This is a genomic window from Pontiella sp. (assembly GCF_041622395.1).
Lineage (GTDB): Bacteria > Verrucomicrobiota > Kiritimatiellia > Kiritimatiellales > Pontiellaceae > Pontiella.
In genome coordinates, this window is the sequence record NZ_JBFJYW010000050.1 from 1 (window position 1) to 15627 (window position 15627).

Here is a 15627-nt window from a genome sequence, read left to right on the forward strand (position 1 = left end):
ATTGAACGTTGCTCCCACATTCCGGGCCTTGGAAAGCGCCTTGCCTATATCCTTGAAGTCGAACTGCGCCTTGCTCACCCGAAAGAACTTTGATGTCGCCGTCTTTTTTTCTTCTTCCGTTAACGAACGCCAAGAATCCTCCGGCCCGTGCCGAAGCTTGATGTTATTCACCGTTTGAAGCAGTCGAAACTCTTCGAATAATGGATGTGAAATGGGGGCTCGCTTTTTCCGGGGCTCAAACGGGCAGCATGCCACCAATCCCTTCTGCGACTTCAAAGGGCGCTGGTAGAAAATGGCTTGCCATAGTGCCTTTTTCAGCGCATCGGAAATACCCTGCTTTTCACAAATGAAATCGAACTCAGCCAAGTAGTGCTCATCACGCGATGTATGCACGCCTCTGATTGCTCCCTTCCCATAACACTCCTCCCAAAAATATTGGCCGAGAGTCCGGCCCTCCATTTTTTCATTTAGGTCATCGATGTCCGCTTTAACCACCCCTTCAGACTCATCGGTTGTGTCCAAACGGTTGCTTTTAAAGCCGCGCCTTTGCGCCATATGGTAAAATGCCCTTCCCAGTTTAAACCGATCCTCTTCTTTGCCTAAATCCAGTTTTTCAGTAGCAGCCAACCATCGGTCATAATAGGGATTATCAAAGACTCCCTCTCCATTTTCAGGATCGCAAGTTTTGCACCACGATCTAAACGCCTCGTTTCCCGGATAAATCTTCTTTGATTGCCACCCTTTTAATTCGCCCTCGCTCAAGGTCGGGCAATAACCTGCCTCAGATAAAACCCTCAAAGTCTCAATTTTTCGGAGTTTCCGGCGAAACTTCAACCGACGGGCGGAACGGTAGCCCGTGCGCTCGGATGCCTTTGAGGATTCGTTCCCTTTTTCGATCTTCACGCCTTCCTGGAAAATGTGGACCCCGCGTTTAACCACCTCGAATTGGCCGTTGCCTAAATCATCCACGACACCCCACCCAATACTATTTGTGCCCAAATCTAAACCCAGAATACGCTTGCCCATTTTCTGCTCCTTTCAACTTCCTGTTGACTTCCCATGATCAAACACATACAAAGCTGGTCGTGAATTACATAAGAACTGTCATTTCACAATAAGGCTACATGCCGAAGGGCTTGCCCCTATAACCCCGCTTCGGCGGGGTTTTCTTTTATGCACCCGCAAAATACGGGATTCATAATAAGCAAATTAAACCATGAGGCGAGTCTTTCGTTTCCTTTTTTACCTTGCAAAGGCCCGCTCCCCCGACTCCCGCGTCTGCGCGGCGGCGGACGAAAGCGCCGGAAACCGCGGAGCTCGTGGTGAAAAGGCAACTCCGGGGTTGAAACCGCCCGAAGGCCGACTAAACTGTGCGCTTTGTTTTGAGGGAGCAGTGTATGGCGGAGAAAAAGGAAACACCCATGATGGCGCAGTATCGGTCGATACGGCGCGAGCTTCCGGAGGATACGATCCTCTTTTTCCGTCTGGGCGACTTCTATGAAATGTTTTTCGACGATGCGAAAACGGCGTCGGATATTCTCGGCATTACGCTGACCAAACGACACAACACGCCGATGTGCGGCATTCCCTACCACGCGGCGGCGGGCTATCTCGAACGGCTGGTGAAGGCGGGCGTGAAGGTGGCGATCTGCGAGCAGATCGAAGATCCCGCCACCGCCAAGGGCTGCGTGAAACGCGCCGTGACCCGCATCGTGACGCCGGGGACAATCCTCGACGAGGTGGCGCTCGACGGCAACCAGAACAATTTCCTGGCGGGTCTCTACCGCCACAAGAACCGATTCGGCATGGCGATGCTGGACCTTTCGACGGGCGAATTCTGGATCGAGGAATCGGACGAGGTGGCGAGCGTGCAGGCGAACCTATCGCGCTATGCCCCGGCGGAGTGCGTCGTGGCCGAGGAGCAGATCGAGGATGCCCATTTCACGGAACTGGCGCTGAAGGCGACCAACACCCTGCTGACGGCCTGCGAGGACTGGACGTTCGAGGCCAGCTCCGCCAACGACTATCTGCTGCGCCATTTCGGCGTACACTCGCTGGAGGGGTTTGGCTGCGTGGCGATGACCGCGGCGCTGGGCGCGGCGGGCGGGATGCTTTACTATGTGAAGACCGAGCTGCGCCGCAATCTGTCGCACGTGCGCAACATCCGCGTGAAGAACCCGGCGGACTATATGCTGGTGGACGAAACCACCGCCACCAACCTGGAGCTGGTGGCCCCGATCAACTCCAACCGCCAGGCCTACAAGGCGACGCTGCTCAACGTGCTCGACGCCACCAAGACGGCGATGGGCGGCCGCCTGCTGCGCGAGTGGATGCTGCGCCCCCTCAACAACCTCGCCCCGATCAACGCGCGGCACGACGCCGTCGAGCTGATGGTCAACAACCAGACCTACCTGCGCTCGCTGCGCGATATTTTGGGCGACATCAAGGACGTCGAACGGCTGATCTCGCGCATCGGCTCCACAGCGGGCAACCCGCGCGACGTGCGCGCCATGGGCGTCTCGCTCGAACAGATGCCGATGATCAAGGCGCTGCTTTGCGGCAAGGGCACCATGCTGGAATCGCTGGGCGAGCAGATTACCCTGCTGCCCGAACTGGTTGCGCTCATCGATACCGCGATCGTCGACGAGCCGCCGCTCAACCTGAAGGACGGCGGCGTGATCCGTACGGGCTACCACGACGAGCTCGACGAACTGCGCCAGGCGGCGACGCTCGGCCGCAAGTGGCTGGCCGACTTCCAGGCCGCGGAGATCGAGCGCACCGGCATCAAGAGCCTGAAGGTGCGCCACAACAAGGTGTTCGGCTACTACATCGAAATCAGCAAGAGCTATCTGGCCGACGTGCCGGAGTCCTATATCCGCAAGCAGACGCTGGTGAATGCCGAGCGCTTCATTACGCCGGAACTCAAGGAATACGAAAACAAGATTTTCGGCGCGCAGGAGCGCTCGATCGGGCTGGAGCAGGAAATCTTCAACGAGGTCCGCCGGCAGGCGGTCGAGCATCTGGAAACGATCCAGCGCAACGCGCTGGCCATCGGGCAGGTCGATGTGCTGGCCACCTTTGCCGAGCGCGCGCTTTCGAACAACTATTCGCGTCCGGCAATGGCCGACGACGGGCGGCTCGAGATCAAGGATGGCCGCCACCCGGTGGTCGAGCAGATGCCGAATGCGGAGCGCTTCGTGCCGAACGACACGAAGCTCGACCGCGACACGCACCAGCTGATCATCATCACCGGGCCGAACATGGCGGGTAAATCGACCTACATCCGGCAAGTGGCGCTGATCGCGATCATGGCGCACATGGGCTGCTTTGTCCCGGCGGGCCGCGCCGAGATCGGCCTGGTCGACCGCGTGTTCACCCGCGTCGGCGCGAGCGACGATCTGGCGCGCGGCCGCTCGACCTTCATGGTGGAGATGCAGGAAACCGCCAACATTCTCAACAACGCCACGCCGAAGAGCCTGATCGTTCTCGACGAGATCGGCCGGGGCACCAGTACGTTCGACGGCATCAGCATTGCCTGGTCGGTGGCGGAGTTCCTTTGCAAAAACAAAAACATGCAGGCCAAAACCCTCTTTGCAACGCACTACCACGAGCTGACCGATCTCGCCCTCACCCTGCCCAACGTCCAGAACTTCAGCGTGCTGGTGAAGGAAAAGGGACACTCCATCACCTTCCTGCGCAAGATTGTCCCGGGCGCGGCCGACAAGAGCTACGGCATCCAGGTGGCGCGGCTGGCCGGCTTGCCCGATGCGGTGGTGGAGCGCGCAAACGAGATCCTGACCAACCTCGAAGAGGGCGAATTCGGCGACACGGGACAACCCAAGATCGCGAAGAAACGACCCCACAAATTAAAGGCGAATGTTTCGCAACTCGACCTGTTTTGATTTGTATCATTCACCACTTGCAATGCATTTATGATTCGCTTTAGCCTATTCGACTAAATAACCAGGGAGAGATCTATGAGCAAGAAGCCAGCAGGGGAAACCCTCTATGTCATTTTAGGACTTCTTTTCATCGCCGTTATCGGACTGCGCACCATCAGTACGCCGGAGCTTTGGACACACCTGGCGCAGGGCCAGCACAATGCCCCGATCTCCTTCCTCGCGTCCGACTCCGCCGTCAACACCACGTGGCTCTACGACAAGCTGGCCTACCTGATGTGGAGCATCGGCAAGGCCCCGCTGCTCATCCTTCTCAACATCGTTGGCCTCGTGGGCGCCTTCGTTCTGTTGCTGCGCGTTTCCGAAAAATGGGGCGGCGCCCTCAGCCAGGGTTTTGCACTGCTGATTGCCGGGCACCTGATGTTCCAGATGATCGACGTCGGCCCGGAAGTCTGCATGATGCTCTTCATTGCGCTCTTCCTCTACCTGCTGACGACGCAGAAGAGCCCGGCCGTGCTGTTCGGCGCGCTGATCCCGCTGCAAATCCTCTGGACCAACCTGCACGGCTCGTTCCTGTTCGGGCCGATCCTCGCCGGGCTCGTCGCGGCCCAGGCGGCCCAGCAAGCCAAGCCAAGCGGCGGCCGCAAAAAGAACCAGACCAACCTGAGCGGGACGCTCGGCCTCCTGGCCATCGCCCTGTTGGTCGCCACGCTGATCAACCCCTCCTTCATCAAACTGCACGGCCAAGTGATTGCCGGCATCCAATCGCCGGCACCGGTCTACCACTCGTCGCTCTTCATCGAATACTTCCAGATTCCGGCCCTCAAGCCGCTGATCCTGTTCACGATGATCCTCGGCGCCGGCGGCTTGATTACGCTGAAGAAACGGCTGCCGCTCACCCTGACCGCCATCGCGGTCTTCGGCGCGTTCCTCGTCTGGACCTCGCCGTATCACGCCATGCTGTTCGCCATCCTTTCGCTCCCCTTCATCGTGCTGAGCCTGACCGCCATCAGCGAATACATCCACAGCTCGCTCGAGCAAATGCTCGGCGGCAAAGCCAAGCTCGTGCCCGGCATCATGGGCGGGGTCCTCGTGCTTCTGTTCATTGCATCGATCATCCCCGCCGCGACCGGCTGCGCCTACGTCAAGGCAGGCAAGGCCTCCCGCTTTGGCCTCGGCGTGCAGGAAGAGCAGTTCCCCGCCGACTGCGAAGCCATCTTCAACCATCCGGCCTTCCCCGAAAAGTGCATCAACCTGGCGGCGGACGGCGGCTACCTGGCCTTCAAATACGGCCGCAAATGCTTCATCGACTACCGTCCGGGGCGCTACGACACGGAGCTGCTCAAAAACCTTGAACTGCTGATGCTGGGCGACCCCAAGGCCTACGACGCCATCTACGACGAATACCGCCCGGAAGCCTTCGTCATCAACACGCTCACCCCCCACTCCGCGCAAGGCATCTACACCCTGCTCGCCAAAAAAACCTGGAAACTCGCCTACTTCGACGGCACCACCGCCATCCTGCTGCTGAACAAGGATGCGTTTTCCGACCTCCTGAACAACCCCGCCATCCAGCAAGCCGGGCTGGCCAAGCTCGAAGCCGCACGCGCAGCCTATGCCGAAAAAGGCGGCGCCTGTTCCGCCGGCAACCCGGCCGAGCTGATCGGCGCGGGCAAGGTCTATCTCGCGTTCAACCGCCCGACCGAAGCCAAGGCGATCTTCTCGCTGTTGCTCAAGGGCAACGCGCGCAGCCCCGCCGCCTGGCTCGGGCTTGGCACCAGCCAGTTGATGCTCAAGGAGCCCGATGCCGCCGTCGCGTCGCTCAAGATCGCGACCCGACATGCCCCGCAGAACGCACTAGCCTGGAGCAGCTATGCCCGCGCCTGCAAAATCGCGGGCCTTTCCGCGGAAGCCGACATCGTCATCGCCAAAGCCAGGGAGCTGGCCGAGCGCAACAAGGTCGAGGAAATCCCGGAACCGAAAAAGGTGGAAACGAAAGCGAAGGAGCTCTCCCTCGAAGAACTCGCCGTCCCGACGAACTAAGGCCCCTGTGCAACGAGCAACCGCGAACCGGACAAGAGCCTCGGAACACACGGAATGCTTCCAACCATAGAACGAAAAAGCAGGGCCGGCGCAGAGTCCCGCCTAGCGTCTCCGCGTCTTTGCGGTCATTGCTTGTTCGCATGAGGGGCTTTTGGCTCTGCCGGGTGCCGCTCGCCAAGCGGCGGCTTGGCAACGTTTCGGGTTGAGCTCCCCCGCCCGGAGGCGCGTTTTCAAGGTCGGAGCTTCGGCAGAAGCATCCGGCCTTTTTCCGTCGGGCGGTGCTGCTCGTCGAACAGGAAGCTGTAGGAAAAGACGGCAAGCCCGCGGCAACCGGAGTCGCGAACGGTCTCGATCTGGGTCAACAGGGTGTCGACATCGTTCTTGCAGTAGATGCCCACCACCACCGATGCCCGGAACTTCCGCCGCCCCGCCGCTTTCTTGATGGCGGCCAGATAACGGTTGAACGACTTGGTGGCATAATTCATCTGGACGATCCAATCGACGTAGCCCTTGCGCACCCACAGACCGGAATCCTGAAAGGCCGAATGCTTGCCTTCGTCCGGGTTGCCCATCACGGCGGCGCTCAGCAGGCAGCTTCCCGGGCGCTCGACCTGCATCGTATAGGAGAGGTCGCGCACCACGCGGGTGACGGAATCGCACCGGAATTCGGTGATCTGCTCGCGGGTCACCTCTTCGCCATAGGTTTCATGCAACGCGCCGAGCGAAGCGGCGTCGTAGGAGAAATCGGCATGGCGGAGCAACTCTTCGTTCGTCGCATCGGGATAGCGCTGACGGGCCACGAGGGAATAGTCGTGGGGATAGCGGATGTAATCGAGATGGATTCCGGCAACATCGTAGCGGCACAACTCCTTGACGATGCCGCGCAGGTGTTTACGGACTTCGGGCAGCACGGGATTGACGAAGGCATACCACCCCGAAGTAGGGAGCATTTTCTGGCCGAGCGAGTCGACCATGAACCAGTCGGGATGTTCCCGCCACAGCTGCTTGGCCGCGGCCGGGGGATCTTCCAGCCCCTTCCAGCCCGGCAGGACGTTCAGGTAGGCGTGCACCCGCAGGCCGTGCGGCTTCGCCTCGTCGATCGCCAGCCGGAGCGGATCCCAGCCGGGGTCGTGGCCGAGCGCGGCAAGCTTGCCGCCGGAAAGTTCGTGGGCCCACGGTTCGAGCTCGCTCCGGTAGAAGGCGGTGCCGTTGCCGCGGATCTGGAAAAACACATCGGTAAAGCCGGCCTCGGCGACATTGCGCACAATGGATTTGACGTCCTCGGGCGAGTCGTAGTCGAACCGGGTGACCCAAAGCGCGCGGACCGGCGGCAAGGCCGGGCCCGACGGAACAAGAACCACGAAAAGGACCGCCACCAACGCGGTGACCGCCAACAATCCCCCCAGCAAAAAACAAAAACGCTTCATCGACTCCCGTGTGCAACGTAGATTCCAGACATTGGAAATTTACACGTCCGTGAACATGTTCTAATCTTTTCGCCTGATTACATGAAAGGATTTTATGAAGTATAAACGTATTCTGTTGAAGATCAGCGGCGAAGCCCTCCAGAACAAAGAAAAGGCGCTCAACCACGATCCCGTTATCCTCGCGAAGGTCGCCGCCCAATTCAAGCAGATGCTGGATATGGGCGCGGAAATCGCCGTCGTCGTCGGCGGCGGCAACATCTTCCGCGGACTCGCCGGCGCCGACAAGGGCACCGACCGCACCACGGGCGACTACATGGGCATGCTGGCCACCGTCATCAACTCCATGGCGATCCAAAACGCACTCGAGAACGAGGGGATCGAAACCCGCGTCATGACCGCCATCGCCATGCCCGCCATCGCCGAGCCGTTCATCCGCCGCAAAGCGATCCGCCATCTGGAAAAGGGGCGCGTCGTGATTTTCGGCGCCGGCACGGGCAACCCCTATTTCACCACCGACAGCGCCGCCGCCCTGCGCGCATCCGAAATCGACGCCGATGTGCTGATGAAAGCCACCAAGGTCGATGGCGTCTATACCGCCGACCCGGTCACGGACCCCACCGCCACCCGCTTCGAAACCATCTCCTACCAAGACGCCCTCAACCGCCAGCTCAAGGTAATGGATGCCGCCGCTTTTTCATTGTGCATGGAAAACGACATACCTATTGTCGTTTTCGACTTTTTCAAGGAAAACGGAATGGTTGAAGTGCTCAACGGAACCGATTCCGGTACACTTGTCAGCCATGGTTAAAGATTAGGAGAGAGAGATGATCGACGACGTACTATTGGAATCCGAAGACAAAATGGACAAGACCGTGCAGTTCCTGAAGCAGGAGCTCAGCGGCCTTCGCACCGGCAAAGCCAACCCCGCCCTGGTGGACACGATTACCGTGGACTACTACGGCACCCCCACCCGCCTGCGCGATATTGCCAACATTTCCACCCCCGAACCCCGCCTGATCGTGATCAACCCGTTCGACCCCTCGTCGCTCGGCCTGATCGAGAAGGCCATCGTGGCCGCCAATATCGGCATCACCCCGATGAACGACGGCCGCCTGATCCGGGTTCCGATTCCGGAACTGTCGGAAGAGCGCCGCAAAGACATGGTCAAAATGGCCGGACGCACCACCGAAGAGCAGCGCGTTTCCGTGCGCAATATCCGCCGCGACTCCAACGACCAAATCAAGGCGTTGCAGAAAAACGGCGACATCACCGAAGACGACCGCGACTCCGCGCTGGAGCAAATCCAGAAAGCCACCGACGGGCACATCAAGAAGATGGACGAAATGCTCGCCGCCAAAGAAAAAGAGATCATGGAAGTGTAGGGCCTTGGGTTGCTGGGCGATGGACGATGGCAAGCCCCATCGTTCAGCGCCCATCGACCAACCAATAAAAGGAGCAAAGCGACCCCATGAAACCGAAGGTTCTAATCGGCATTACCGGAGGTATTGCCGCGTACAAGGCGGTTGACGTTGTCAGCCAGCTGGTCAAGGCCCATTGCGACGTCCGCGTCGTGATGACCGAGGCGGCCACCAAATTCGTCGCCCCGCTCACCTATGCCGCGCTCACGCAGCAAAAGGTGCTCACCTCCATCTTCCCCGACACGGGCTCGGGCGACCTGGACGTGATCTACCCCCACCTCTACCCCGCCACCGAAGCCGACGCCTTCGCCGTGCTGCCGGCCACCGCCGACGCCATTGCCAAACTCGCCAACGGCTTCGGCGACGACATCGTCTGCTGCAGCGCGCTTTCGCTGAAACCGACCTGCAAGCGCATCTTTTGCCCGGCGATGAACGTACAAATGTGGCAACAACCCGTCGTCAACGACAACACCCGCAAGTTGCTCAGCTACGGCTGGCACCAGGTGGGCCCGGAAAAGGGGCGCCTCGCCTGCGGTACGCAGGGCTACGGGCGCATGAGTGCGCCGACCGCCATCGCCCAGATCATCCTCAATTCGGTTTTTTAGGTTTCGACCACCAACAAAACCAAGGAACCGGTCCTGGCGACTCCGCGATCGGATCCCTCCCATGAGCAAAACGATTTTAATCCTGTCGGGCCCGACGCACGAATACATCGATCCGGTACGCTTCATCGGCAACGCCAGCAGCGGCCTGATGGGCAAGGCGATCGCGGAAGAAGCCGCCGCGCGCGGCTACGCCGTCGAGTTCGTCAGCGGTCCCGTCGCCGGGAACAACCTGCCGCAAGCGGCAAGCCTCCACCGCGTAACGAGTGCGCAAGAGATGCTGGATCAGGCGCAAAAACTCTTCCCTTCGGCGGATGCCACCGTCTTCGCCGCCGCCGTGGCCGACTACGCCCCCGCCGAAAAGCGGACCGAGAAAATGGCCAAATCCACCGGCGAACTGATCCTGCACCTGCGCCCCACCCCGGACATCGCCAAAACGCTCTGCGCCAACAAACGGGCGGATCAAGTGGCCATCGGATTCGCGCTGCAGACCTCCGACGGCGAGTTCAACGCGACCCGCAAGCTCGAAGGCAAGAACCTCGACGGCATCGTGCTCAACACCCCTGCCACGCTGGGAGCCCAGGATGGCGACTTCAGCTTTTTGAGCAGGAGCGCGGAGGCATTCGCGCACTGGGGCGTCATCGACAAAGCCGAATGCGCCAAGCGCATCCTCGATGCCATCGGCGATCTTTCGGCGTGATCTAAGGCACTTCGTCGATCCAACCGCCGCCAAGGACTTCGCCGTTTTGGTAGAAGACAGCGGCCTGTCCGGGGGTCAGCGCAAATTGCGGTTCATCGAACACGACGGTTCCGTCCGCAACCTTCACCGTCGCGGTTGCGCCGTTGGAGCGGTAGCGCGGGCGGACCTCGCAAACCAGTTCGCCCGCCGGCGCCTCGCCGGAAATCCAGTGGATATCGGACAACGTGCATACGGACTTCATTACGCCGGGACGCGGCGCGACTTCGACGACATTGTTTTCCTGATCGAGCCGCTTGACGTACATGCGCTCGCCGAGGGCGATGCCCAGCTTGCCGCGTTGCCCGACGGTGAAACGGTGCAGTCCATCATGGTGCCCGACCACCTTGCCGTCCGGATCGCGGATTTCGCCGCGCTTGATCACGGAAGGATCGCGCCGCTCGACGAAGTCGGGCAACTTGCCCTCCTCCACGAAACAGAGATCCTGGCTCTCGCCGCGCGGGACGATGGGGAGTCCGCGCTCTTCGGAATAGGCCTTGACGGCGGGCTTCGGCAGATCGGCCAGCGGAAACAGCAGGAAAGCGAGCTGCTTCTGGCTCAGGCGGTGCAGGAAATAGGATTGGTCCTTGTTGGCATCCTGCGCCGCCAGTAGATGGTATTTTCCGTCGGCCCAGCGCTGAACGCACGCATAGTGCCCCGTCGCCAGATGGTCGCAGTTTAGCTGCAGCGCACGATCCATCAAAAACCCGAACTTAACGAACGAGTTGCAGTAGATGCAGGGCGAGGGGGTACGCCCGGAGGCATAGGCCTCGACGAACGGATCGACGATCTTGTCGGTGAAAATATCCTGCGCATTGACCACATAGTGGCGGATATCCAGATAGGAGCAGACCTTGCGGGCGCGCTCGACATCCTCCAGCGAACAGCAACGCGAGCCGTCCTTCCACATGTGCGCGGTCAAGCCGATCACCTCATAACCCTGATCAACCAGCATGGCGGCGGCGGCGGAACTATCGGTTCCCCCGCTCATCCCAATGGCCACGCGCCCTCTCGTACTCTTTTGGTCCAACTCCGACATGCGCGAAAGATAGACAGGCTCCACCCCGATGGCAAGCGCCTCCGCAATTTATCCGAACCCGGCGTCGACGGAACCATCTTTTTACCCCCCGGCCGAACCTCGCTTGGTTCATTCGCTGCGCCTCTGCAAACTCCGTGGAAAAATTATCCGTCGCAAGCATGATGGGATTCGAACGAACCACCCCGCCGCAAGCAGCGGGGCATAGACCCAACGCTTCGACGAGAACTCAAATCCCGCTCAAGTGCCCCCTCATTGAGCGGACCCAAAATTGAACGTTTATTAAAGTTTCCGGTCTTTCATAAGTGTAGCGAGGGAACCACAAACCGTGGCGAACAACATTTCTAGTATTTTTTACTAGACTGCAACGGCATCACATACTACAAACGAACGATCTTTAACAAACAACGAGGTATACTACAATGGCAACAAATCCTATTGGCAAAAACACGAAAACTATCGGAATCAACATGTCCAAGAAAATGGCCGATGAACTCGAAAAGCGCGCAGAGTCCATGCACCTTTCGACCAGCAAGTATTGCAAGGTCATCCTGAGCGAATGGCTCACCTCGGGCAAGAAGCTGACGCTTTCAGAAAAAAAATAGCTCTCCTTGTTAGCAGAGATGGCAAGCTGACGACCGGGCTCCCTTCAGGGAGCCCATTTCCATTTACGGGCGATCGGACCGAAAACGGGAATTTTACCAAGGTTAGCCTTTGACATCCCCAAGCTCAGGGGTTATGTTCCGCGATCATTTTTTGGGAAATTAACGACGGAGAGTTTACCATGTCCATGCACAGCAGTTTGAAAGGCGCGTCGAAAATCCGCGCCAAGCGCAACGTACTGAAGCGTTTCGAGCGTATCGACAGCCTCAAGAAGGATGGTCGCTGGAAAGAAGGCGACCGGGCCCTTGGCCTGCCGAAAACCAAGCCCGAAGATTAATTCGGAGTTGGGATGATTTGCGAAGCACTCCAGGCACAGCCCGGAGTGCTTTTTTTATTTTCAATGCAATCACCACAACGCACCGGAGCATCCGGAATGCAAATTTCCTGCATGCTCCCCGCGGAAAAAGAGCACCATGCCTGAACAGCAACCCATACGACTCCAGAAATACCTGGCCGACTGCGGTCTCGGCTCGCGACGCTTTTGCGAAACGCTGATCACCGCCGGACGCGTATCCGTCGATGGCAAAACCATCACGGAACTGGGCACGAAGGTGGATCCGACCCAGCAAACCGTGGTCTGCAACGGGAAGACGCTGACCAAAGAGCCGCCCGTCACCATCCTGCTCAACAAGCCGCCGAAGGTGATCTGCACCTCGGACGACCCGCAGGGGCGCACCACCGTTCTCGAACTGCTCGAAGACCTTCCCGAACGCGTCTACACCGTCGGCCGCCTCGACTTCATGAGCGAGGGGCTGATCATGGTCACCAACGATGGCGACCTCGCCCATTCGCTGATGCACCCGCGCTACCACATCGAAAAGGTCTACAAGGTCTGGATCGACTCCCCGATCGGCTACCACCAGCTCAAGAAAATGAAGCGCGGCATCGCCAACGGCGGCGAAACATTGCGCGTGCTCGACATCGACGAAGGCCGCCACACCAAGCAAGGCGTCGAATACACCATCACCCTCGGCGAAGGCAAGAACCGCCATATCCGGCGCCTGATGGAACACTTCGATAAAAAGGTGTTTCGCCTGATGCGCATCGCGATCGGCCCCATCCGGCTCGACGAGCTCAAGCCCGGCGAATGGCGCCGCGCCAAACCCGCCGAACTCAAGCTGCTGCGGGCGGCGCTGGCAGAAAAAAAGGGTTCAGGCAAAGCCTGAACCCTCGCAACCACGCTAGCAAGGCCTAGAACCGAAGGCTCACTTCGCCTGCAATGTTGTGGTAGAACCAGTTCCCGGAAATCACCGGTTCATATTCCAGGGAAAGGTTCAGCCGGTCGCTGACCGACCAGTCGCCCTTCAATCCGAGCACGAGTGCCGCCGCATCCGATTCCGGGCTCTGCAGCGGGACATCCGAACCAATCAACGAACCGTCCGGATCCATGGAGTTGTCGAGCAGCTCGATGCGCAAACCGGTCCGGAGAGCCAAACGCAGATTGCCGCCGCTTTCCAGCATCCAATTCCGCGCGCCGCGAACCCCCAACTCAACCGGCAGGTTGTGGGATGTGTGGGAATCCACCGACAGCGGTTGCGTTCCGCCGCCATCCGTGTAGCTGCCATGCATCCCCAGGACGTAGGTGACCCGGCCATAAGGCTCGATCTCGTACCCATCCTTGAGGAAGGTGTAGCCCCCTTCCAGCCATGCGCCCAGCAGGTTGGAATCGAAGTCGCCGGTATACCGCTGCCAATCGAGCGCATTACGCTCCGTATCGTTCCAGGCATGGCCATAGCTCAGCCCGAAATCGGCATACCAGGTTTCGGAGAACCAGTTGCCATATACGCTGGCCATGAACATGTCGGAGTTGCCTCCGCCGGCCCCGCCGTCGGCATCCAGATCGGACCACAGGCCTCCGGCGGCACCGCCGACGATCATGTCGTCCTTCACCAGTTTTTCGGCACCGACCATGAAGCCATGGGCGTTCCAGTCGTATCCGGCAAAGCCCCCATCGGCATCCTGCGATCCGATATAGTTGATTTGGCGGACATAGGTCAGCCACTCGCCGTCTTCCAGCCGGCGGCGCATGGCCCGCTCCGGCCCTTCCACGCCTTCGGGCATCTCGATCTCCTCCTCCGAGCCAGGGTCCGCGGAGGGCGTGCGCATGATCGCGCGCATACCGCCGGCGTGGCTGGAAAGGTCGTCAAAGAGCGCGATCGCCGAAGCGGAAACCACCTGCATGGCACTGACGCCGCCGGGCGTCCCCCCCTCGTCAAGCGGACGCATCCCCGTGGCTTTCACGGTTACATTGCTTCCGCCATCCACGTCGACATCGACGGTGAACATCGATTTCGAGCTCTCGACGAACATTCCATCAACCCCATTGGTGGTGGTAATGACCGTGTAGGTATTGCCGATGATTTGATCGGCCATTTGGCCCGCCGCCGCGAAGGCGCCGATTCCGGCCCCATCTTCGACCACCAGCTTGCCCTTGATATCGAGCATCGTGTTGTCGTCGCTGGCGGGATCTTCCTGCAGCTCGAAACCGAGCCCGGCCGCTTTTCCAACCACCAACTCATCGTCGTACAGACCGTCGAGCTCGGTCGGGCCGCCGGCAAACTTCAGCAGCCCCGATTTCAGCTCGATTTGGTTCATGCCGCCGCTGCCCATCAGCCCCCCTTCGAGGCGGGTATCGCCCAGAATCACGAAGCGGTTGTTTCCCGCGCCGAGATCGACGTTGCCGATCAGGCTGACATTGTCGAGGATGACCGTATCGTCGCCATAGCCGCCCATCAAGGCATAGGATTCGGGATTGCCATCCGGCAATTCATAGCCGTCGGCCGCCTGGGCCACCGCATGGATGCTCACGTCATGAGCTTCGACATACATGAATTCCGAAGCCCGGATCGCGACCGCCTCGGCAGCACCGGAACGGGAAACGCCATTCGTGGTGGCCACCCCGGCGATCGCCGTGGCGATGAGGTCGGTCGAGAGCAGCGGAATCGCAACGATCTCGCCATCGACTGCGGAGGCATAGGCATCGGCAGAGGCAGAGGAACCCGCCGTGGTGGCTATTCCTCCATAGGCTGTCGCACGGATCAGACCACTGACGTTCCCGATCACATCCCCATTGATCGCGTAGGCATAGGCACGGGCGTAAGCCGAACCCGATGTAGCGGTCGCCTTCCCGGCCTTGGCTATGGCTTCAACCGTGCCGGACACTTCGCCCTGCACATCCCCGTCGATCCCATAGGCATGGGCGTCGGCTTCGGCCGTTGTGTCAGCCGTGGCATTCCCGGCGGTCGCCTTCCCGGAAACGGTCCCCTTCACGGCACCGTAGACCTGTTCGGAAACCCCCTCGGCATAGGCGTCGGCGCTTGCACTACCGGCCGAGGATTTTGCGGTTCCGCCTGTTGCGATTGCCTTGACCATGCAATCCACCGATCCATCAATCTCTCCGCCGATTCCGTAGGCACTGGAATCCGCCCGGGTGGTGGAAGCCCCCTCGGCACGGCCGCCGATAGCCGTGGCCGAGACGGTGCCGGACACCGTGCCATACACATGATCGTCGGCACCATACACATCGGCACTGGCATTGGCGGTTCCATTCGTGGACGTTGCCGTTCCGGCGGTGGCCATGGCCTCAACCATGCCGGAGATATCGCCATAAATTTCATCCTCGAACGTCGAGGCATAGGCATCGGCATCGGCCGAAGAATAGCCCTCGGCACTGCCGCCCTTGGCCGTGGCTTTGACCGTGCCGGACACCGTGCCATACACATAATCATCGAAGCCATAAGCGTCGGCCTCGGCGCTGGCGCTTCCGCTCGCGGATTTCGCCGTTCCGCCGGTGGCCGTGGCCG

General features: G+C 59.9%; 13 protein-coding genes. 9 read left to right on the forward strand and 4 right to left on the reverse strand.

The genetic code is table 11. The annotated features are described in order from the left end of the window. A partial coding sequence (gene cas9, locus ABYO54_RS04625) for a type II CRISPR RNA-guided endonuclease Cas9 (RefSeq protein ID WP_372807071.1) occupies window positions 1–1026 on the reverse strand: 1026 nt, incomplete at its 3' end. 371 nt (window positions 1027–1397) lie between these two features. Here cas9 and mutS point away from each other — a divergent pair. Together mutS and ABYO54_RS04635 are read left to right on the forward strand one after the other, a co-directional pair. Continuing rightward, window positions 1398–3902, forward strand: a complete 2505-nt coding sequence (gene mutS, locus ABYO54_RS04630; RefSeq protein ID WP_372807072.1) for a DNA mismatch repair protein MutS — start codon at window positions 1398–1400, stop codon at window positions 3900–3902. A gap of 75 nt (window positions 3903–3977) precedes the next feature. Continuing rightward, window positions 3978–5942 (forward strand): tetratricopeptide repeat protein, encoded by a 1965-nt coding sequence (locus tag ABYO54_RS04635; protein WP_372807073.1) that lies wholly within the window; start codon window positions 3978–3980, stop codon window positions 5940–5942. 230 nt (window positions 5943–6172) lie between these two features. Here the strand turns inward: ABYO54_RS04635 and ABYO54_RS04640 are convergent, their stop codons facing one another. After that, entirely contained in the window at window positions 6173–7369 is a 1197-nt protein-coding gene (locus tag ABYO54_RS04640; RefSeq protein ID WP_372807074.1) for a glycoside hydrolase family 10 protein, read from the reverse strand. A 94-nt stretch (window positions 7370–7463) separates the two neighbouring features. Between ABYO54_RS04640 and pyrH the strand changes: the two genes are divergently transcribed. The 4 genes from pyrH to ABYO54_RS04660 all read left to right on the forward strand — a co-directional run bounded on the left by pyrH (window position 7464) and on the right by ABYO54_RS04660 (window position 10089). Beyond that, window positions 7464–8177 carry a UMP kinase gene (gene pyrH / locus ABYO54_RS04645; RefSeq protein ID WP_372807075.1) on the forward strand — a complete coding sequence of 238 codons (714 nt, stop codon included), beginning with the start codon at window positions 7464–7466 and terminating at the stop codon, window positions 8175–8177. 19 nt (window positions 8178–8196) lie between these two features. After that, window positions 8197–8751 (forward strand): ribosome recycling factor, encoded by a 555-nt coding sequence (gene frr / locus ABYO54_RS04650; RefSeq protein WP_372807083.1) that lies wholly within the window; start codon window positions 8197–8199, stop codon window positions 8749–8751. 86 nt (window positions 8752–8837) lie between these two features. Then, entirely contained in the window at window positions 8838–9392 is a 555-nt protein-coding gene (locus ABYO54_RS04655) for a flavoprotein (RefSeq protein WP_372807076.1), read from the forward strand. A 61-nt stretch (window positions 9393–9453) separates the two neighbouring features. Further along, window positions 9454–10089: a phosphopantothenoylcysteine decarboxylase gene (locus tag ABYO54_RS04660; RefSeq protein ID WP_372807077.1), complete on the forward strand. Its 636-nt coding sequence runs from the start codon at window positions 9454–9456 to the stop codon at window positions 10087–10089. A gap of 1 nt (window position 10090) precedes the next feature. On the opposite strand, the gene mnmA is transcribed toward ABYO54_RS04660, so the two are convergent. Then, a complete protein-coding gene (mnmA, locus tag ABYO54_RS04665) occupies window positions 10091–11128 on the reverse strand; it encodes a tRNA 2-thiouridine(34) synthase MnmA (RefSeq protein WP_372807078.1) in 1038 nt (345 codons plus the stop codon). Between the two features lie 503 nt (window positions 11129–11631). Here mnmA and ABYO54_RS04670 point away from each other — a divergent pair. The 3 genes from ABYO54_RS04670 (at window position 11632) to ABYO54_RS04680 (ending at window position 12990) form a co-directional block, all read left to right on the forward strand. Beyond that, window positions 11632–11766 (forward strand): hypothetical protein, encoded by a 135-nt coding sequence (locus ABYO54_RS04670; RefSeq protein WP_372807079.1) that lies wholly within the window; start codon window positions 11632–11634, stop codon window positions 11764–11766. Between the two features lie 179 nt (window positions 11767–11945). After that, window positions 11946–12101, forward strand: a complete 156-nt coding sequence (locus ABYO54_RS04675; RefSeq protein WP_372807080.1) for a small basic protein — start codon at window positions 11946–11948, stop codon at window positions 12099–12101. Between the two features lie 136 nt (window positions 12102–12237). Beyond that, the gene (locus ABYO54_RS04680; RefSeq protein WP_372807081.1) at window positions 12238–12990 is read left to right on the forward strand and encodes a pseudouridine synthase; all 753 of its coding nucleotides are present in this window, start codon (window positions 12238–12240) and stop codon (window positions 12988–12990) included. 25 nt (window positions 12991–13015) lie between these two features. On the opposite strand, the gene ABYO54_RS04685 is transcribed toward ABYO54_RS04680, so the two are convergent. Beyond that, on the reverse strand, window positions 13016–15627 hold a 2612-nt coding region (locus ABYO54_RS04685), incomplete at its 5' end, for an autotransporter outer membrane beta-barrel domain-containing protein (RefSeq protein WP_372807082.1).

Excerpts from the sequence above, each read along its gene's own strand:
- mutS (WP_372807072.1), top strand. The coding sequence starts at position 1,398 with ATGGCGGAGAAAAAGGAAACACCCATGATGGCGCAGTATCGGTCGATA.
- ABYO54_RS04635 (WP_372807073.1), top strand. The coding sequence starts at position 3,978 with ATGAGCAAGAAGCCAGCAGGGGAAACCCTCTATGTCATTTTAGGACTT.
- ABYO54_RS04640 (WP_372807074.1), bottom strand. The coding sequence starts at position 7,369 with ATGAAGCGTTTTTGTTTTTTGCTGGGGGGATTGTTGGCGGTCACCGCG.
- pyrH (WP_372807075.1), top strand. The coding sequence starts at position 7,464 with ATGAAGTATAAACGTATTCTGTTGAAGATCAGCGGCGAAGCCCTCCAG.
- ABYO54_RS04655 (WP_372807076.1), top strand. The coding sequence starts at position 8,838 with ATGAAACCGAAGGTTCTAATCGGCATTACCGGAGGTATTGCCGCGTAC.
- ABYO54_RS04660 (WP_372807077.1), top strand. The coding sequence starts at position 9,454 with ATGAGCAAAACGATTTTAATCCTGTCGGGCCCGACGCACGAATACATC.
- ABYO54_RS04670 (WP_372807079.1), top strand. The coding sequence starts at position 11,632 with ATGTCCAAGAAAATGGCCGATGAACTCGAAAAGCGCGCAGAGTCCATG.
- ABYO54_RS04675 (WP_372807080.1), top strand. The coding sequence starts at position 11,946 with ATGTCCATGCACAGCAGTTTGAAAGGCGCGTCGAAAATCCGCGCCAAG.
- ABYO54_RS04680 (WP_372807081.1), top strand. The coding sequence starts at position 12,238 with ATGCCTGAACAGCAACCCATACGACTCCAGAAATACCTGGCCGACTGC.